Source organism: Plantactinospora solaniradicis (assembly GCF_042658085.1).
In the GTDB taxonomy this organism is placed as follows: Bacteria; Actinomycetota; Actinomycetes; order Mycobacteriales; family Micromonosporaceae; genus Plantactinospora; species Plantactinospora solaniradicis.
Genome location: NZ_JBHSPR010000018.1, coordinates 438,383 through 454,383 on the forward strand (window position 1 = coordinate 438,383; position 16,001 = coordinate 454,383).

Annotated in this window: 13 protein-coding genes and 1 tRNA gene; 7 read left to right on the forward strand and 7 right to left on the reverse strand. The window is 70.7% G+C overall.

Annotated features, from left to right (window positions below; all coding sequences use genetic code 11):
* Positions 1 to 49: 49 nt before the first annotated feature.
* Genes ACFP2T_RS23745 through ACFP2T_RS23760 form a run of 4 tightly spaced genes read right to left on the reverse strand, consistent with a single transcriptional unit; the run spans position 50 to position 5,579 of the window.
* Positions 50 to 841: a 3-ketoacyl-ACP reductase gene (locus tag ACFP2T_RS23745; protein ID WP_377425024.1), complete on the reverse strand. Its 792-nt coding sequence runs from the start codon at positions 839 to 841 to the stop codon at positions 50 to 52.
* Positions 838 to 2,238 carry a hypothetical protein gene (locus ACFP2T_RS23750; RefSeq protein WP_377425025.1) on the reverse strand — a complete coding sequence of 467 codons (1,401 nt, stop codon included), beginning with the start codon at positions 2,236 to 2,238 and terminating at the stop codon, positions 838 to 840. Before ACFP2T_RS23750 ends, ACFP2T_RS23745 begins: the two co-directional genes overlap by 4 nt.
* 45 nt (positions 2,239 to 2,283) lie before the next feature.
* Positions 2,284 to 4,776 carry an FtsX-like permease family protein gene (locus ACFP2T_RS23755; protein WP_377425027.1) on the reverse strand — a complete coding sequence of 831 codons (2,493 nt, stop codon included), beginning with the start codon at positions 4,774 to 4,776 and terminating at the stop codon, positions 2,284 to 2,286.
* Positions 4,770 to 5,579, reverse strand: coding sequence for an ABC transporter ATP-binding protein (locus ACFP2T_RS23760; RefSeq protein ID WP_377425028.1), 810 nt, complete (start codon positions 5,577 to 5,579; stop codon positions 4,770 to 4,772). Before ACFP2T_RS23760 ends, ACFP2T_RS23755 begins: the two co-directional genes overlap by 7 nt.
* Positions 5,580 to 5,747: 168 nt before the next feature.
* Here ACFP2T_RS23760 and ACFP2T_RS23765 point away from each other — a divergent pair, with 168 nt between their 5' ends.
* Complete coding sequence (locus ACFP2T_RS23765) at positions 5,748 to 6,317, forward strand: hypothetical protein (RefSeq protein ID WP_377425029.1); 570 nt, start codon at positions 5,748 to 5,750, stop codon at positions 6,315 to 6,317.
* Between the two features lie 29 nt (positions 6,318 to 6,346).
* Here the strand turns inward: ACFP2T_RS23765 and ACFP2T_RS23770 are convergent, their stop codons facing one another.
* The 3 genes from ACFP2T_RS23770 to ACFP2T_RS23780 form a co-directional block, all read right to left on the reverse strand.
* Positions 6,347 to 7,153: a WecB/TagA/CpsF family glycosyltransferase gene (locus tag ACFP2T_RS23770; RefSeq protein WP_377425030.1), complete on the reverse strand. Its 807-nt coding sequence runs from the start codon at positions 7,151 to 7,153 to the stop codon at positions 6,347 to 6,349.
* A 176-nt stretch (positions 7,154 to 7,329) separates the two neighbouring features.
* Entirely contained in the window at positions 7,330 to 8,403 is a 1,074-nt protein-coding gene (locus ACFP2T_RS23775; protein ID WP_377425032.1) for an NAD-dependent epimerase/dehydratase family protein, read from the reverse strand.
* Between the two features lie 112 nt (positions 8,404 to 8,515).
* Positions 8,516 to 8,598: transfer RNA gene (locus ACFP2T_RS23780), tRNA-Leu, on the reverse strand.
* Between the two features lie 274 nt (positions 8,599 to 8,872).
* Here ACFP2T_RS23780 and ACFP2T_RS23785 point away from each other — a divergent pair.
* The 6 genes from ACFP2T_RS23785 to ACFP2T_RS23810 all read left to right on the forward strand — a co-directional run bounded on the left by ACFP2T_RS23785 (position 8,873) and on the right by ACFP2T_RS23810 (position 15,995).
* Positions 8,873 to 9,676 (forward strand): FhaA domain-containing protein, encoded by an 804-nt coding sequence (locus ACFP2T_RS23785; RefSeq protein ID WP_196200545.1) that lies wholly within the window; start codon positions 8,873 to 8,875, stop codon positions 9,674 to 9,676.
* Between the two features lie 4 nt (positions 9,677 to 9,680).
* A complete protein-coding gene (locus tag ACFP2T_RS23790) occupies positions 9,681 to 10,163 on the forward strand; it encodes an FHA domain-containing protein FhaB/FipA (protein WP_196200544.1) in 483 nt (160 codons plus the stop codon).
* The gene (locus tag ACFP2T_RS23795; RefSeq protein WP_377425035.1) at positions 10,160 to 11,578 is read left to right on the forward strand and encodes a PP2C family protein-serine/threonine phosphatase; all 1,419 of its coding nucleotides are present in this window, start codon (positions 10,160 to 10,162) and stop codon (positions 11,576 to 11,578) included. The genes ACFP2T_RS23790 and ACFP2T_RS23795 overlap by 4 nt, the downstream gene beginning before the upstream one ends.
* A 79-nt stretch (positions 11,579 to 11,657) precedes the next feature.
* Positions 11,658 to 13,115 carry an FtsW/RodA/SpoVE family cell cycle protein gene (locus ACFP2T_RS23800; protein WP_377425224.1) on the forward strand — a complete coding sequence of 486 codons (1,458 nt, stop codon included), beginning with the start codon at positions 11,658 to 11,660 and terminating at the stop codon, positions 13,113 to 13,115.
* A complete protein-coding gene (locus ACFP2T_RS23805) occupies positions 13,112 to 14,617 on the forward strand; it encodes a peptidoglycan D,D-transpeptidase FtsI family protein (RefSeq protein WP_377425037.1) in 1,506 nt (501 codons plus the stop codon). Before ACFP2T_RS23800 ends, ACFP2T_RS23805 begins: the two co-directional genes overlap by 4 nt.
* Before the next feature lies 1 nt (position 14,618).
* A complete protein-coding gene (locus tag ACFP2T_RS23810) occupies positions 14,619 to 15,995 on the forward strand; it encodes a serine/threonine-protein kinase (protein WP_377425039.1) in 1,377 nt (458 codons plus the stop codon).
* The last annotated feature ends 6 nt before the right edge of the window (positions 15,996 to 16,001 follow it).

Below are 16,001 nucleotides of genomic sequence, written 5' to 3' on the forward strand. Positions count from 1 at the left end.
CTTCTTATCGCTTTTTGCATAAGAAGGGGCCCTTATTAACGCTTCAGGCTCAGAGCGTACGCAGGTGGAAGCCGCCGTCGACGTCGATAACCTGACCGGTGCTGAACGGCAGCAGGTCGGTGGCTACGGCCACCACCGCCTTGCCGACGTCCTCTGGCTGACCCCAGCGCCGGATCGGGGTCAGGCCCTGGTTGAAGATCAGATCGTCGTACCTGGCCTTGACCGGACCGGTCATGTCGGTCTCGATGACGCCGGGCCGGATCTCGTAGACGTTGATCCCGTGCTCGGCCAGCCGGGTCGCGTACAGCTGGGTGGTCATCGCCAGCCCGGCCTTGGTCACGCAGTAGTCACCCCGGTTCACGCTGGCGGTGTACGCGCTGATCGACGAGATGACCACGATCTTCGGTCGTTCGACCAGGCCGGCGGCCAACTGCTCGATCATGGTGCGCGCGGCCAGTTGGATCAGGAAGTACGGCCCCTTGAGGTTGATGTCGACCAGCCGGTCGAAGGACTCCTCGCTCGCCTCCAACAGGTCCGCCCGGACGTTCGGGGCCACCCCGGCGTTGCTGACCAGCAGGTCGAGCCGGCCGAACGCGGCCGTCGTCTCGTCGATCAGGCGTCGACGGTCGGCGGGCCGGGACACGTCGGCCCGGACCAGGTGGGCCTGGACACCCAGCGCCTCGACCTCCTTGCCGACCTCCGCCGCGGCGTCCGCGTTGCTCGCGTAGTTGACGACCACGTCGTACCCGGCACCGGCCAGCGCCAGCACGATGCCGCGACCGATCCCCCGGGAACCTCCGGTCACCACCGCCACCGGCCTGCTGGTGATGCGATCGCTCATGCTGCCGCTCCGGTACGGGACGGGCCGAAGAACGTGTAGTACGGCTCGGTACGGGCCTCCCGTTGCAGATAGAGGGCCAGTTCCCGGGCGTGGTAGTCGCCCCACATGCTCGACTCGCCGTTCGGCACCCGCTGCCCGGCCGGTACGTGGTCCCAGCCGTTCGGCCGGTGGTAGACGGAGTGCAGCAGCAGTCCCTGGTGCTGCGCGTCCGTGCTGAGGTAGGGCTCGCCGAAGATGGTGTCCGCCACGGTCAGCCCGGCCTGCCAGTACCGCCGCCCCTCCTCGGTCCGGCCGGCCCGGTTGAGATGGCGGCCGAGCCGGAGCAGCCCCTGCGCGCCGATCGCCGCCGCGGACGAGTCCACCGGCTCGTGTGCGTTGTACGGGTCGGCCGGGCGGTCCAGGTAGTCGCCGAGCCGGACCAGCCCCGGTGCTCCGGTGTCCCAGTACGGCACCCCGTCGGTCGGCGTGTGGGTCAGGTAGAAGTCGCAGGTGGCGGTGGCGGCGCGGAGCAGCATCGCCTCGATCTCGGCCCGTCCGCCGTACGGCGACAGTTCCTCGTCGGGAAGTACGGCGAGGAACTCCAGTTGCTCCGGGAAGCCGAGCATCGCCCAGGCGAGTCCCCGGGTCCAGGTGGTGAACGGCGAGTAGCCCTGCTGGGTGCTCGGGCACCGGTAGCTGCCGTCGTTCACGTTGAAGATCGACTCGTGGGCGGTCCGGCCGGGGAGGTCGTAGCCGTCCCGGCCCTCGCCGTAGAAGACGTTCCATCGGGCGGTGTTGGCGGCGTGTTCGACCAGCCGACCGAGCAGTGAGATCCGTTCGTCCCGCTCGCCCATCAGCACGTGTCCGAGCAGGTGTGACACGGCCAGGGCGCGGCAGGACCGGATGGTGTCGACGAAGAGTGACTGTGGACCGTTGAAGGAGTAGATGTAGCCCGTGCCGTCGGCGGTGCCGCGCCACCGGGCCGCCTGCACCGCGCCGGTCAGCTTGAGCGCCAGTTCGTAGAAGTTCCGTTCGGCGGGGTCGTCCGGGATCCGCCCCTCGTTCATCAGCCGCCACAGGTTCCCGTACGTGCTGACGTTGTTGAACCCGTGGTCGTGTACGCCGATGTGGCTGACATGGCCAGCCATCACCGCGACGGTCTGCTCCCGGCCGGAGTCCAGGAACCGCCGCTCCCCGGTCGCGTCGAACTGGAGCAGCGCGGAGCCGTACTGGAAGCCCTGGGTCCACTCGGTCCAGCCCCGCGCGGTGTACTGCCCCTCGACGGTGAACACCGGTGAGGCCGTGCCCGGCGGGCAGCTCTTCTCGATCGAGTCGATCTTCTGCGCAGAGGCTGCCCAGAGTCGGTCGATCTTGGGTAACAGCGCGGACGGGGTCAGCTCCTGGTCGATCCTTATCATCCGCCCAGCATAGGAAAGCGCTATCCCAAGCGACAGGGGGCGGCCCTAGTCCCGTACCGCCGCGAGCTGGGCGGCGGGGATCCGCAGCGCGAGCGCGGCCGGAATCAGACTCGCCAGCACGGCGGCGGCCAGACAGCCCGCCGCGACCAACGTGATCGGCAGCCAGGGGACGGTGATCTCGGGCTGCGCCACCACCTCGGTCAACCGGGCCTTCAGCCCGGCCAGCATGCCGGCCGCGACCAGCGCCGCGAGCGCGGTTCCGGACAGGCCGACCAGGACCGCCTCCAGCCCGATCATCCGGAGCACCTGCCCGGGAGTCGCCCCGGTCAACCGCAGCACCGCCAACTCCCGGCGCCGGTCGTTGGTCGCCATCACCAGCGTGTTGGCGATCGCGATGCCGGTGTAGAGCAGGGCCATCCCGAGCACCGCCAGCAGCGCCACCCGGTTCCGTTCGTACTGCTCGGCATCCCCCGCCACCAGGTGGTCGAGGGCCGGCGACACCCGCCCGCCACCCGGGCCGGCGGCGTCACCGAGCGCCGCCGGATCGCCGCCGTCCAGGTAGACGACGTCGGCGCCACCGTCGGACGGGTGCGCCCGGCCCAGCTCCCAGGGCAGCAGCAGGGTGCGGTCCAGGTCGATCGAGTCGGCGAGTACGGCAACCACGCGCAGTCGTACCTCGGTCGCGTCGGCGAGCCACACCCGCACCTGTTCGTCGACCCGCCAGCCCATCGAGCTGCTCACCGCCACCGTGTCGGTGCCGGTCAACCCGTCGATCGAACCGGCGACGGTCGGCAGTCGCAGCACCCGGTCCAGCCCTGCGCCGACGTACCGGGCGGAGTACTCCTCGGGGTAGTCGCCGCTGTCGACGTACACCTCGGTCTGCCGGCTCGGTACGGCGGCGCGCACGCCGGTCACCTCGCGCAGCGCCGTGACGGTCGGCTCGGCCAGGCCGACCGGACTGCTCGCGGTGGCCACGGCGGTGGCGGTGACCCGATCCCGGGCGGACTGCTGCTCGCTCTGCCACAACGTCGCGGTCAGCGCCAGGGTGGTGGCGGCCAGGCCGACCGTGACCAGGATCGGCGCGGCGGTGGCGGAGGTCCGGCGCAGGGCGCGCAGCGCACTGGACCGGGCGATCGTCCCGACCTGCCCGCGCAGCGGAGCGCCGAGCAGGTGGACGAGGACCCGGATCAGCACCGGCGCGAGCAGCCCGGCGGCGGTCAGGGCCAACTGGGCCACGAGCATGACCAGCGCCAGGCCGTCGGAGACCCCGATGTTCGGCAGCACCGCCAGCAGCACCGCCGCGCCGCCGAGGAAGAGCAGCCCGAACAGCCAGCGCCCCCAACCCATGACCCGGTGGTCGACCGACGCCTCGCGGAGCGCCTCGACCGGGCGCACCCGGGCCGCCCGCCGGGCGGCCACCCCGGCGCCGACGAGCGCGACCAGCAGGCCGACCCCGGACGCGGCGAGCAGCGGCCAGAGGATGAACCGGGCGGTGAAATGCTCCGGCGCGAAACCCGACCGGGCCAGCCAGTGCGCGTACGGCGGCGCGGCGACCAGGCTCAGCGCGCTGCCGGCCGCTCCGGCCAGCAGGCCGACCAGCACCGCCTCGCCGAGCACCAGCCGGCGGATCTGCCGGGGAGTCGCACCGGTCGTGCGCAACAGGGCGAACTCCCGGCGGCGCTGGGCGACCGCGAACGAGAAGGTACCGGCGACGACGAAGATCGACACGAAGGTGGCCACCCCGGCGGTGGTGCCCAGCAGCGACGCCGCGATGGCCAGCGCGTCGCTGTCCGGATCCGGTTCGGCCTCGCGCCGGTCGTCGCCGGTCAGCACCCGTGACCCGGGTGCCACGGCGCGGACCCGCTCGGCCAGCGTGTCGGCGGAGACTCCGGCGGCGGCCCGGAGCGCGACGGCGGTGATCCGGTCGCCGGCCAGTCCGGCGGCGGCCCGGTCGGTGAGGTACCCGACGGCCGGGGGGTTCTCGCCGGCCGCGACGGCAGCCGGTGTCAGCACGCCGCTGACGGTCAGCGTCCGCGGTCCGTCCGAGGTCTGCGCCGGTACCCGGTCACCCGGTCGACGATCGGTCGGCGCGGTGAGCACGACCTGGTCGTCCGCCGTCGGAGGGCCGCCGGCCAGTCCGGTGTACGCGCCGAGCGCGGCGGCCGACCACGGCCGGGCGATCCCGGCGACCCCGGCCACCTCGATCGGCGCCTGATGCTCGGGTACCGCCTCGGCGACTCCGGCCAGCCCGGCCAGCCGGGCGGACAGGTCGGCCGGCAGCGGAGCGGAGTACGCGGTGCCCGTCGTCGAGGTCATCCGCTCGTCGCCGGTGCCGGTGGTGACCGAGACGGTGTTCGGGCCGGCAACCACCACGTCGGCATGGCGGTACCACTGCGGGCCGCGATCCGTCCCGGCCACGCTGGCGGCCAGGGTGAGCCCGGTGGTGGCCAGGAGGCAGACGCCGAGAGCGAGCGCGACGAAGGTGCCGACGAACGCGGTCCAGCGGCTCCGGAAGGTCTGGCCGGCGAGCGTCAGCACGGCGCGACCTGTTCCCGGGAGTCCTGCGCCAGGGAACCCTGTCGCGGGGAGCCCGGTTCCACGGTCGCCGGCTCCGGCGCACCCGGTTCCAGCACGGTCATCCGCTGGGCGACCGTCGACGCGGTCGGCTGGCGTAGCTCGTCCACCACCCTGCCGTCGGCCAGGAAGACCACCCGGTCGGCGTACCCGGCGGCCACCGGATCGTGGGTGACCATGACGATCGTCTGCCCGGCCCGGTCGACCTGCCCGCGCAGCAGGCGGAGCACCTCACGTCCGGCCGTCGAGTCCAGCGCGCCGGTCGGCTCGTCGGCGAACAGCACCGCAGGCCGGGTGACCAGCGCCCGGGCGATCGCTACCCGCTGCTGCTGGCCGCCGGAGAGTTCGGCCGGCCGGTGCCGGGCCCGCCCGGCGAGGCCCACCGCCGCCAACGCGGCCCGCACGTCGGCCCGGCCCGGCCGGCGGCCGGACAGCCGCAGCGGCAGCGCCACGTTCTGTTCGGCGGTGAGCGCGGGGAGCAGGTTGAAGGACTGGAAGACGAAGCCGATCGTGTTCCGGCGCAGCAGTGTCAGCTTCGTCTCGGAGAGGCCGCCGAGGTCGACACCGGCGACGGTGACGGTGCCGGAGGTCGGCCGGTCCAGTCCGGCCGCACACTGCAACAGGGTGCTCTTGCCGGAACCCGACGGGCCCATCACCGCCGTGAACGTGCCGCCGACAAAACCGAGGGTGACCCGATCGAGCGCCGTGACCGCGCCCTCGCCCGAGCCGTACCGTCTGGTCGTCTCCACCAACCGCACCGCATCCATGGCTCTGAGTCAATCTGAGCCGGCGGTCCGGCACACTCCCGGCGGCCGGCATCTCCCGGGTAGGGACAGCCCTACCCGCCAGGGTCTCCCGGCTCCGGCCGATCAAATTGGCGGATTTCGTTATGCTCGGTGGCCCGAACCGCGTGCGGCGTACGAGGGTGAGGACGTGTGGCGGCAGAAGACCGTGGAAGGGCTCCGGCGGCGGCCGGCATGCCGCAGCGGCAGGTGTACGGGCTGGTCGCGCTGCTTCTGATGCTGTCGAACGTACCGCTCGTGTGCCTCGTGGTGCTGTGGCCGGAGCCGGCCGACCTGGCCGGTCCGAGCCGGCTCCACCTGCTGAACTGGTCCTCCGGGACCATCTCTCCCGAGCAGCGGATCCTGCTCTGCGTGGCGTTCTGCGGGCTACTCGGTGGCTCCATCCGGATGCTGCTGCGGATCCGCGGGGACTTCACGTCGCCGCAGGTCGAATCGCGGTACATACCGTGGTACTTCCTGACCCCGCCGATCGGGGCGATCCTCGCCGTGGGCTTCTACCTCGTTGTGCGCGGCGGCTTTCTAGCCAGCGGCACCTCCGTCGAGAACGTCAACGTGTTCGCGTTCGGCGGTACGGGCGTGCTCGTGGGACTGTTCGCCGAGGTCGCAGCCGATCGACTGGAGGGCGCATTCAGCGGCGGGTTCTCGGCGCGCCGCCGCCGCCGACCAAGGCCTTCCGAGCCCGACGGGCCGACGGAGGAGTGACGTCGCCGGCGGCGCCGCAGGCGTGGCGGTCAGACCGCGAAGGTTTCCGGGCGCTCGTTCGCCGGGGCCGGCGGGTGGGCCTTCCAGACCCCGAGCCGCTGTGCGGTGAGCCGGGCCACGTACGCGGGGTTGAGCACCATGTACCGGTGCCAGAGCCGTTTCGGCTCCAGGCCGAACCGCCACAGCCATTCCAGGCCGACCCGCTGCATCCACGGCGGCGGCTTCCGGAGCAGACCGGCGTGATAGTCGAAGGCGGCGCCGACGGCCATCAGCGGCATGTCGAGCAGGGGCCGCATGGCGTAGGTGAAGACCTCCTGCCGGGGGCAGCCGAGGCCGACCAGCACCAGCCGGGCACCGGAGGCCCGGATCCGGTCGGCGATCTCCGCGTCCTCGCCCGGTCGCGCCGGCCGGAACTTCGACGACTCCACGCCGGCGATCTTCAGCGCCGGGAACATCCGCTCCAGCTCCGGGATCAGCCGCGCGAGGGTGTCGTCGGTGGACCCGTACAGGTAGACCGGCATGCCCTCGTCGGCGAACCGGGACAGGACGCTCAGCGTCAGGTCCGGACCGTAGACCCGCTCGGCGAGGGCGGCGCGGTGCAGCAGATTGAGTGCCCACCGGACGGGCTGCCCGTCCGGGGTGACCACGTCGAAGGCGTTGAGCCGGGCGTTGTGCGCCGGATCGAGCACTCCGGTCATCACCCCGTGTACGGCGAGCGCGGTCAGCGCCAGTGACTGGCGTTCGCGTCCGGCGGCCACCACCTGCTCGGTCGCCGCCTCGTAGTCGATCGCGTCGACCAGTACGCCCAGCACATTGCGCTTACCCCGCGAGATCACGGCCTCTCCTCGCTGCGCTCGTCGACCCCGTGATCTAAACAGCGGAGCCAACTGGTTCGCTCGCTCCGCTCACTCACGGCCTCTCCTCGCTGCGCTCGTCGACCCCGTGATCTAAACAGCGGAGCCAACTGGTTCGCTCGCTCACGCCGTCTCCTCGCGCTGCCCGGTTCGCGCGCTCACGTTACAGGCACCCACTTGTCGGCGTTGGCGGCGTGGATCTCCTGGAGGATCATCGGTACGTCGTAGATCTGCTTCCAGTCCGGATAGTCCCGCTGGAACGCGGCGTTGGAGCCGATCCACCACTGGTGGTCGCCGACCCGGTTCGCCTCGTGGTATTCGGTGATCATTTCCTGGCCGGTGATCTGTCCAGCCAGGGCGAACGCCTCCCGCATGGAGGTGTTGGAGTGCCGCCCGCCACCGAGGTTGTAGACCGCCGCCGAGCGGGGGTTGCGGAAGAACGCCTCGAAGGCGGCGACCACGTCGTGGCTGTGGATGGCGTCCCGGACCTGCTTGCCCTGGTAGCCGAAGATCTTGTACGTCCGCCGCTCCATGTTGGCCCGCATCACGTAGCCGAGGAAGCCGTGCAGTTCGGTGGCGGAGTGCGCCGGGCCGGTCAGCGTGCCGCCCCGGAAGCAGGCGGTCCTCATGCCGAAGTAACGGCCGTACTCCTGCACCATCACGTCGGCGGCCACCTTGGAGGCGCCGAAGACGGAGTGCAGTGAGCCGTCGATCGACATGTCCTCCTTGATGCCGTCGAAGTAGGGGTGGTCCGCCGCGAGTTCCCAGCGGGTCTCCTGCTCCTCCAGCGGAAGGCTGTTCGGCCGGTCGCCGTAGACCTTGTTCGTCGAGCAGTGGATGACGGGGGCCTCGATGCAGTGTTCCCGCACGTTCTGCAGGACGTTCAGGGTGCCGCCCGCGTTGACGTCGAAGTCGGTGAACGGGTCGCGCAGGGCCCAGTCGTGCGAGGGCTGCGCGGCAGTGTGGATCACCACCGCGATGTCGCGGCCGTACCGCCGGAAGATGCCCGCCAGCGCGTCCCGGTCGCGGATGTCGACGTCGTGATGCGTGTACGCGTCGCCGAGATCACTGGTCAGCCGCAGCACGTTCCAGGCGGTGGACGCCTCGGCGCCGAAGAACTGGCTGCGCATGTCGTTGTCGATACCGACCACGTCCAGCCCGAGCCCGGCAAAGTGCCGGACCGCCTCGGATCCGATCAGACCACCGGATCCGGTCACCAACGCGACACTCACACGTCACTCCTGGTTCGCCCTCGGGTCGGAAACCACCGGAGCATAGCGCGGTGGCGCCTTTGCCCCGATATGAACGAGGGGCCCCGTGTCACCACGGAGCCCCTCGTAGCGGTGGGGAAGGGGGGAGTTGAACCCCCACGCCCTTTCGGGCACACGGACCTGAACCGTGCGCGTCTGCCATTCCGCCACTTCCCCTTGCGAGGCTGATCCGCGTCGCCCTGCGTTCTGGCTGAGAACACAGACCAACCCGGCTCATCCCCCCCGAGCGTGCCACAGGACCATAACAATTCTGTCCGGAGCCCGCTCTTCGGCATGTGCCGGGACATACTACGCTGTCCCTACTGCCGCCGCGGGCGTTACCGCTCGCGGCGGATGGAAGAGTAGCACGACAAACCCCGGCTGCTGAGAGAGGCCGGCAGCAGGCGGCCGAGCGGCGTGCGAGCCGTACGTGCAACGGCCGGATACCATCATGTCCTCGGAACCCGAGGAGGAGCCGGTGAGCGTGCTGCAACGCTTTGAGAAGCGTCTGGAGGGCCTGGTAGAGGGGGCCTTCGCAAAGGTGTTCAAAGGGGTCGTGCACCCCGTCGAGATCCTCAACGCGATGCAGCGGGAGGCGGAGGCGCACAAGGCGATCCTCGCCGGTGGGCGCACTCTCGTACCTAACCGCTACGTGATCGATCTCTCACCATATGACCACAGTCGGCTGGCGCCGTACGCCGCCGCGCTGGCCCAGGAACTGGCACAGTCCCAGGCCGAGTTCATCGGCGAGCAGGCGTGGACCGTCTACGGCGACGTCATCGTCGAGATCGAGCGCGGGGACGGCCTGGACACCGGGATGTTCCGGGTCACCGCCGAGGTCTACACCGGTGGCGACGTGGCGCCGGTGCACCAGTCGTCGCCGTATGACCAGCCGGGTGGACCCCAGCCCGGCTACCCGCCGTACGACCAGGGGGGCGGCTACGGTCCGCCACCCGGGCACGGTGGCGGTGGGCGCAACATCCGGCTCGTCTCGGGCGACGGACGGACGTACCCGTTGCAGATGGGCTCCACGGTGATCGGCCGCGGTGACCAGGCCAACCTGCGACTGCCGGACGTCGGCATCTCCCGCCGGCACGCGCGGCTCGACTTCGACGGCGCCCAGGTGGTGCTGACCGACCTCGGGTCGACCAACGGCACGATGGTCAACGGGCAGCGGGTCTCGGCGGTGGCGCTGAACCCGGGCGACATGATCCAGCTCGGTACGACCACCCTGACCTTCCGCGTGGACGGTTGACGCCTTGCCCCCATTCGTCATCACCGTCGCCCGGATCGGGTTCATCGTCCTGCTGTGGATCTTCGTGTTCACGGTGGTCGGTGTGATCCGCCGGGACCTCTTCGCGGGAGCGAGGTCCAGCCGCCTCGTCGCCGCGCCGCGTGGGGTGGGGGCCGTGCTCGGGAACACCAAACCGGCGAAGGTCAAGCGGGGCCGGGCGGCTCACCAGCTGGTCGTCACGGCCGGCCAGCTCGCCGGCACACGGATAACCCTCGGCGAAGCGCAGATCACCATCGGCCGGGCGGAGGACTCGACGCTGGTCATCACCGACGACTACGCCTCGGCCCGGCACGCCCGGCTCGTGCCCCGGTCCGGACAGTGGTTCGTCGAAGATCTCGGCTCGACTAACGGGACCTACCTCGATCGCGCTAAGGTCACCGGACCTACCCCCGTCCCCCTCGGCGTGCCGATCCGGATCGGCCGCACTTCCCTCGAATTACGGCCATGACTCTGACCATGCGTTATGCGGCGCACAGCGACCGCGGGCTGATCCGAGACGGCAATCAAGACTCCGTCTATGCCGGGCCACGGCTCCTCGCCGTGGCTGATGGCATGGGTGGAATGGCCGCCGGTGATGTCGCCAGCAACATCGTCATCGGTGCCATGGCCCCGCTAGACGAGGACGTCCCTGGGGACGCCCTCGTCGACGCGTTGCGTTCGGCCGTGGACACCGCCAACCAGCAGTTGCGCGACACCGTGGACGCCAATCCGCATCTGGAGGGGATGGGCACGACGCTCACCGCTCTGCTGTTCTCGGGCAGCAAGATCGGTATGGTGCACATCGGTGACTCTCGTGCATACCTGCTCCGAGACGGCGAATTCGCCCAGGTCACCAAGGACGACACGTACGTCCAGATGCTGGTCGACGAAGGCCGGATCAGCCTGGAGGAGGCGAGCAGTCACCCACAGCGCTCCCTGCTCACCCGGGCGCTGGACGGTCGCGACATCGACCCCGAGTACTCGGTCCGCCAGGTGTTGCCCGGCGACCGGTACCTCATCTGCAGTGACGGGCTCTCCGGAGTGGTCAGCGCGGAGACCATCGGGGACACGCTGCGCAACCACCAGGATCCACAGGCGTGCGTCGAGCGGCTGGTGCAGCTCGCGCTGCGCGGCGGTGGTCCCGACAACATCACCGTGATCATCGCCGACGCGACCGACCAGGACATCCTGGAGGCGGCGCCGATCGTCGGTGGCGCGGCGGCCCGGGATCGCGGGATGGCGACCTCGGCCGACGATTCGACGCCGGCAGCACGTGCGTCCGCGCTGTCCCCGCCCCGTCCGGCCAGCCCGGAGTCGACCGAGTCCGACTCGGGCGGCGACGAGGACTCCGAGCGGCCCCGTCGACGTCCGCTGCGGACCGCCCTGCTGGTCGTGGTGCTGCTCGGCCTCGTCGGCGGCGGGCTCTGGTTCGGCTGGAGCGTCACCCAGCGGCAGTACTACGTCGGTGCCACCGACGACGGGCAGCTGGCGGTCTTCCAGGGGGTGCCGGGCCGGATCGCCGGGCTCGACCTGTCGAAGGTGCACGCGACCAGCCCCACCGAGCTGGACGACCTGACCGACGCCGCCCAGGAACAGGTCAAGCAGGGCATCCAGGCGAAGGACCAGCCCGACGCCGAACGTCGGCTCGCCGAGCTGACCAACGACGACCCGGGCAACCCCAACCTGAAGCCGATCTGCCCGCCGAGCGCCTCGCCCGGTGTCACGCCCACGGTGAGCGCCACCACGCCGCCGCCCGCCACGCCGAGTTCCACCCCCGGCCCGACCGCGCGAGCAACCGCCACCCCGGCGGGTACGCCCGACGCGCCACCGTCCGACCCGATCCCGCCGGTCATCGACCCTGCGGGATGCCGGTCGATCGAGTGAGCGTCAGCTCCGACGATCCGAGGGAATCATCGTGACCGCCCCACCTGGATCGGCATCGACGCCCGCACCCACGGGCGAGATGCCACGCGTCCGGGTGGCCGCCAGGTCCAGGCGGAACGCCGAGCTGGCGCTGCTCCTGCTGGCGATGGCGGTGGTGGCGGCGTACGCGGCGACGGTCGAGGCCAACCTCCTCGACACCGTGACGCTGGACTTCTGGGTGCCGATCGCGGCGGTCGGCGCGGTGTTCCTCGCCCTGCACCTGGTGGTCCGCTTCCTCGCCCCGTACGCCGATCCGGTGCTGGTGCCGGCGGTCGCCCTGGTCAACGGTCTCGGCGTGGCCTTCCTCCGGCGGTTGGACCTGGCCAACGCCGCGCCGGAGGAGCGCGCCGATTTCGCGATCTTCTCCGGCACCGGCGGCCGCCAGCTCGCCTGGACGCTGGCCTCGGTGATCCTGGCCGCCGGGCTGCTGGTGCTGATGCGCGACCACCGGGCCATCTCCCGGTACGCGTACACGCTGGGCCTGGCCGGCATCGTGCTGGTGATCATCCCGGCGGTGCTGCCGGCCCGCTACTCGCAGGTCAACCCGCAGTCGGACGCCAAGCTGTGGATCAGCGTCGGCGGGTTCACGATCCAGCCCGGTGAGTTCGCCAAGCTGGCGCTGCTGGTCTTCTTCGCCTATTACCTGGTCCGCAAGCGCGAGGTGCTGTCGCTGGCCAGCCGGCGCTTCCTGGGCATCGACTTCCCGCGTGGCCGGGACCTCGGGCCGGTCGTGGTGGTCTGGCTGATCAGCCTCGGCGTGCTGGTCTTCCAGAAGGACCTCGGCACCTCGCTGCTCTACTTCGGCATGTTCGTGGTCACGCTCTACATCGCCACCGAACGGGTCAGTTGGCTGATCATCGGTCTGCTGCTCTTCTTCGGCGGCGCTTTCCTCGCCTACTTCCTCGGCAGCACCGTCGGTGGACCGTTCGCCAACTTCTACACCCGGGTGGAGATCTGGCTCGACCCGTACGGCGATGCGTACGGCGCCGGCTGGCAACCGTTGCAGGGGTTGCTGGGTTTGGGCACGGGTGGCCTGTTCGGGACCGGGCCGGGCGGCGGGCAGCCGACCCAGATCCCCGAGGTGCACAACGACTTCATCTTCGCCGGAATGGGTGAGGAGATCGGTCTGTTCGGGCTCTCCGCCCTGTTGGTGATCTACCTGTTGATCATCGAGCGGGGCCTGCGGGCCGCGCTGGCCGTCCGGGACTCCTTCGGCAAGCTGCTCGCCGGCGGGCTCTCCTTCACGCTGTGCCTGCAACTCTTCGTCATCATCGGTGGCATCAGCAGTCTGATCCCGCTCACCGGTCAGACCACGCCGTTCCTCTCCGCGGGCGGCTCGTCGCTGATGGCGAACTGGCTGCTCGTGGCGACGTTGCTGCGGATTTCCGACGCCGCGCGCCGGCCCGTCGAGTCGGGCACCGGTCCTCGGCCCAGCGGGGCACCCGCGGCTCCACCGGCACAGCTGCACGGCGCGACAACGGAGGTGATCAGACCGTGAACGCACCTCTGCGCCGGGTGGGCGTCGTCGTGATGGTCCTGTTCGGCCTGCTCTTCGTCAACCTCAACTGGGTACAGGCCTACAAGGCCGACGAATACCGCAACAGCGACTACAACGGCCGGGTACAGGTCGCCGAGTACGAGCGCAAGCGGGGCCTCATCGAGGCGGGCGGAACACCGCTGGCGACCAGCCGGGAGACCGGCGGCGAGCTGAAGTTCCTCCGCTCCTACCCCAAGGGCGAGATGTACGCCCACGTGCTCGGCTACAAGCCGGTCAACCTGGCCGACACCGGGATCGAGAAGAGCGAGAACGAGTTCCTCGCCGGTACCAGTGACCAGCTCTTCGCCGACCGGGTGCGGGACATCTTCACCGGTAACCAGACCGCCGGCGGCAACATCCTGCTGACCCTCTCGCCGCGCGCCCAGGAGACGGCGTTCCGGCAGCTCGCCGAGAACAAGAAGAACGTGACCAAGGGCGCGGCAGTGGCGATCGACCCGGCGACCGGGGCGATCCAGGCGCTGGTCTCGATGCCGAGCTTCGACCCGAATCCGCTGGTCGACCACGACTCCAAGAAGGCCGAGGCGGCATACAACCAGCTGGACAACGACAAGGACGGCCCGCTGAAGAACCGGGCGCTCGCCGAGACCCTGCCGCCGGGCTCCACCTTCAAGGTCATCACCTCGGCGGCCGCGCTGGAGAACGGGTACACCCAGAACACCCAGATCCCGGCGGGCTCGAGCTACCTGGCGCCGACTGCGGGTGTGCCGATCCGCAACGCGGCCGCGAGCATCTGTCCCGAGTCGCAGGTGACCCTGAAAGAGGCGTTGACCGAGTCGTGCAACACCGGCTTCGCCAGGCTCGGCGTCACGCTCGGCGCCGAGAAGCTCAAGGCGGAAGCCCGGAAGTTCGGCTTCGAGGACGAGGAACTGAGCGTGGGCCGGCTCAACGGTGGTGGCCAGGCCGTGGCCGCCAGCCGTACCGGCTCGATGCAGACGCCGGACGGCCGGGACGACCCGCCGACGCTCGCCCAGTCCTCGATCGGGCAGAACGACGTGCGGATGACCCCGCTGCAAGGCGCGATGATCGCGGCCGCGGTGGCGAACAACGGCCGGCAGATGCGGCCGTACCTCGTGCAGCAGCAGCTCGGCCCGGACCGCACCACCGACTACTACACCGCCGTGCCCAAGGAGCTGCGCGAGCCGGTCGGCCCGACCGTCGCCCGCGATCTCCAGGACATGATGGTCAGCGTGGTGCAGAACGGCACCGGCGAGAACGCGCAGATCTCCGGCTACCGGGTCGGCGGCAAGACCGGCACCGCGGAGACCGGCGGCGTCAACGGCGACCAGGGCTGGTTCATCGGCTTCGCGATCAACAGCGCCGGCGTGCCGGTCTCCGCGGTCTGCGTCCTGCTGGAGGACGCCGGCGCGGGCGGTAGTGCCGAGGCGGCGCGGATCAGCAAGGAGATCATGCGCGCGGTTATCGCCGACCGGGGAGGTCGGTGAGATGCTCAAGCCCGGAGTGCTGCTCGGTAGCCGGTACCGGCTCGACGAGCGGATCGCCGGTGGCGGCATGGGCGACGTGTGGCGGGGCACCGACGAGGTGCTCGGCCGTACCGTGGCGGTCAAGATCCTGCTGCCGGCGTTGCTGGACGAACCCGGCTTCGCCGAGCGGTTCCGGGGTGAGGCCCGGACCATGGCGACCATCAACCACCCCGGCGTGGTGGACGTCTACGACTACGGCAGCGACCAGCAGATCGCCTTCCTCGTCATGGAGTACGTCGAGGGTGACGCCCTGTCCCGGACCCTGGGCCGGGTCGGCCGGCTCACCCCGGCCCGCACCATGGCGCTGGTCGCGCAGGCCGCCGACGCGTTGCAGGCGGCCCATGACAAGGGCATCGTGCACCGCGACGTGAAGCCCGGAAACCTCCTGGTCCGGCCGAACGGCACGCTGGTGCTTACCGATTTCGGCATCGCCCGCTCGGCCATGGTCGGCCAGCTCACCGCTGCCGGGTCGGTGCTCGGCACCGCCTCCTACATCTCGCCGGAGCAGGCCGCCGGCGCGGTCGCCACCCCCACCTCCGACGTCTACGCGCTCGGCGTGGTGGCGTACCAGTGCCTCGCCGGCCGTCGACCGTTCGAGGGCAACAGCGCGATCGAGATCGCCATGAAGCACGTCCGGGAGACTCCCCGGCAGCTGCCCGGGGACATCCCGCCCGCGATCCGGGCGATAGTCGAGCGCTCGATGGCCAAGGACCCGGGAGCCCGCTGGCAGAGTGCCGCCGAGTTGGCAGCGGTGTCCCGGCAGGCGGCTGCCACGGTCGGCACCACCACACCGGGGCAACCGGCCCGGCCGCTCGGCTCGGTGCCCCTACCGCCGCAGCGGCCCACCTCACCGCCCCAGCCCGTTCCGCCGCACGGCCCGGTCGTGACCCCGTCGGCGACCCGGGTGCCGCCACCCGGAGCCAGGGTCGCACCGCACGCGCCGCACTCGCCGGCCGCGCCGGTGTCGCGCCCGCCGGCCGGTGCCGGCGCCGGACCGGGCGGATACAACCGGGGGGCCGCGGCCGTGCCGCAGCCGGTCCGGCCTCGACCGGAGGCGGCATACTCGTACCCGAGGCATCCGGTGCCGTCCTCGGCGCCGCAGCCCGGGAACCGCTCGTTGGTGATCGTGCTCCTCGTCGTACTGGGCCTGTTGGTACTGATCTGCTCCGGCGTGATTGCCTTTCAGTGGCGGAAGAACTACGACAGCAACAGCGCGATGCCATCGCAGAAAGCGGCGATATCGGTATTGCGGTCGGAAGACGGACGCGACGGGCCGCTCGGTGCGCCGTACCGTCGTCAGGTGGAGCGAGTCGTGTATCCCGGCGGGGTGACCAGATGAGCGAAG

What these genes read in the sequence shown, in the direction of transcription:
- ACFP2T_RS23800 (WP_377425224.1), top strand. Translation starts at nt 11,658, where the DNA reads ATGCCACGCGTCCGGGTGGCCGCCAGGTCCAGGCGGAACGCCGAGCTG.
- ACFP2T_RS23750 (WP_377425025.1), bottom strand. Translation starts at nt 2,238, where the DNA reads ATGATAAGGATCGACCAGGAGCTGACCCCGTCCGCGCTGTTACCCAAG.
- ACFP2T_RS23795 (WP_377425035.1), top strand. Translation starts at nt 10,160, where the DNA reads ATGACTCTGACCATGCGTTATGCGGCGCACAGCGACCGCGGGCTGATC.
- ACFP2T_RS23745 (WP_377425024.1), bottom strand. Translation starts at nt 841, where the DNA reads ATGAGCGATCGCATCACCAGCAGGCCGGTGGCGGTGGTGACCGGAGGT.
- ACFP2T_RS23810 (WP_377425039.1), top strand. Translation starts at nt 14,619, where the DNA reads ATGCTCAAGCCCGGAGTGCTGCTCGGTAGCCGGTACCGGCTCGACGAG.
- ACFP2T_RS23785 (WP_196200545.1), top strand. Translation starts at nt 8,873, where the DNA reads ATGTCCTCGGAACCCGAGGAGGAGCCGGTGAGCGTGCTGCAACGCTTT.
- ACFP2T_RS23760 (WP_377425028.1), bottom strand. Translation starts at nt 5,579, where the DNA reads ATGGATGCGGTGCGGTTGGTGGAGACGACCAGACGGTACGGCTCGGGC.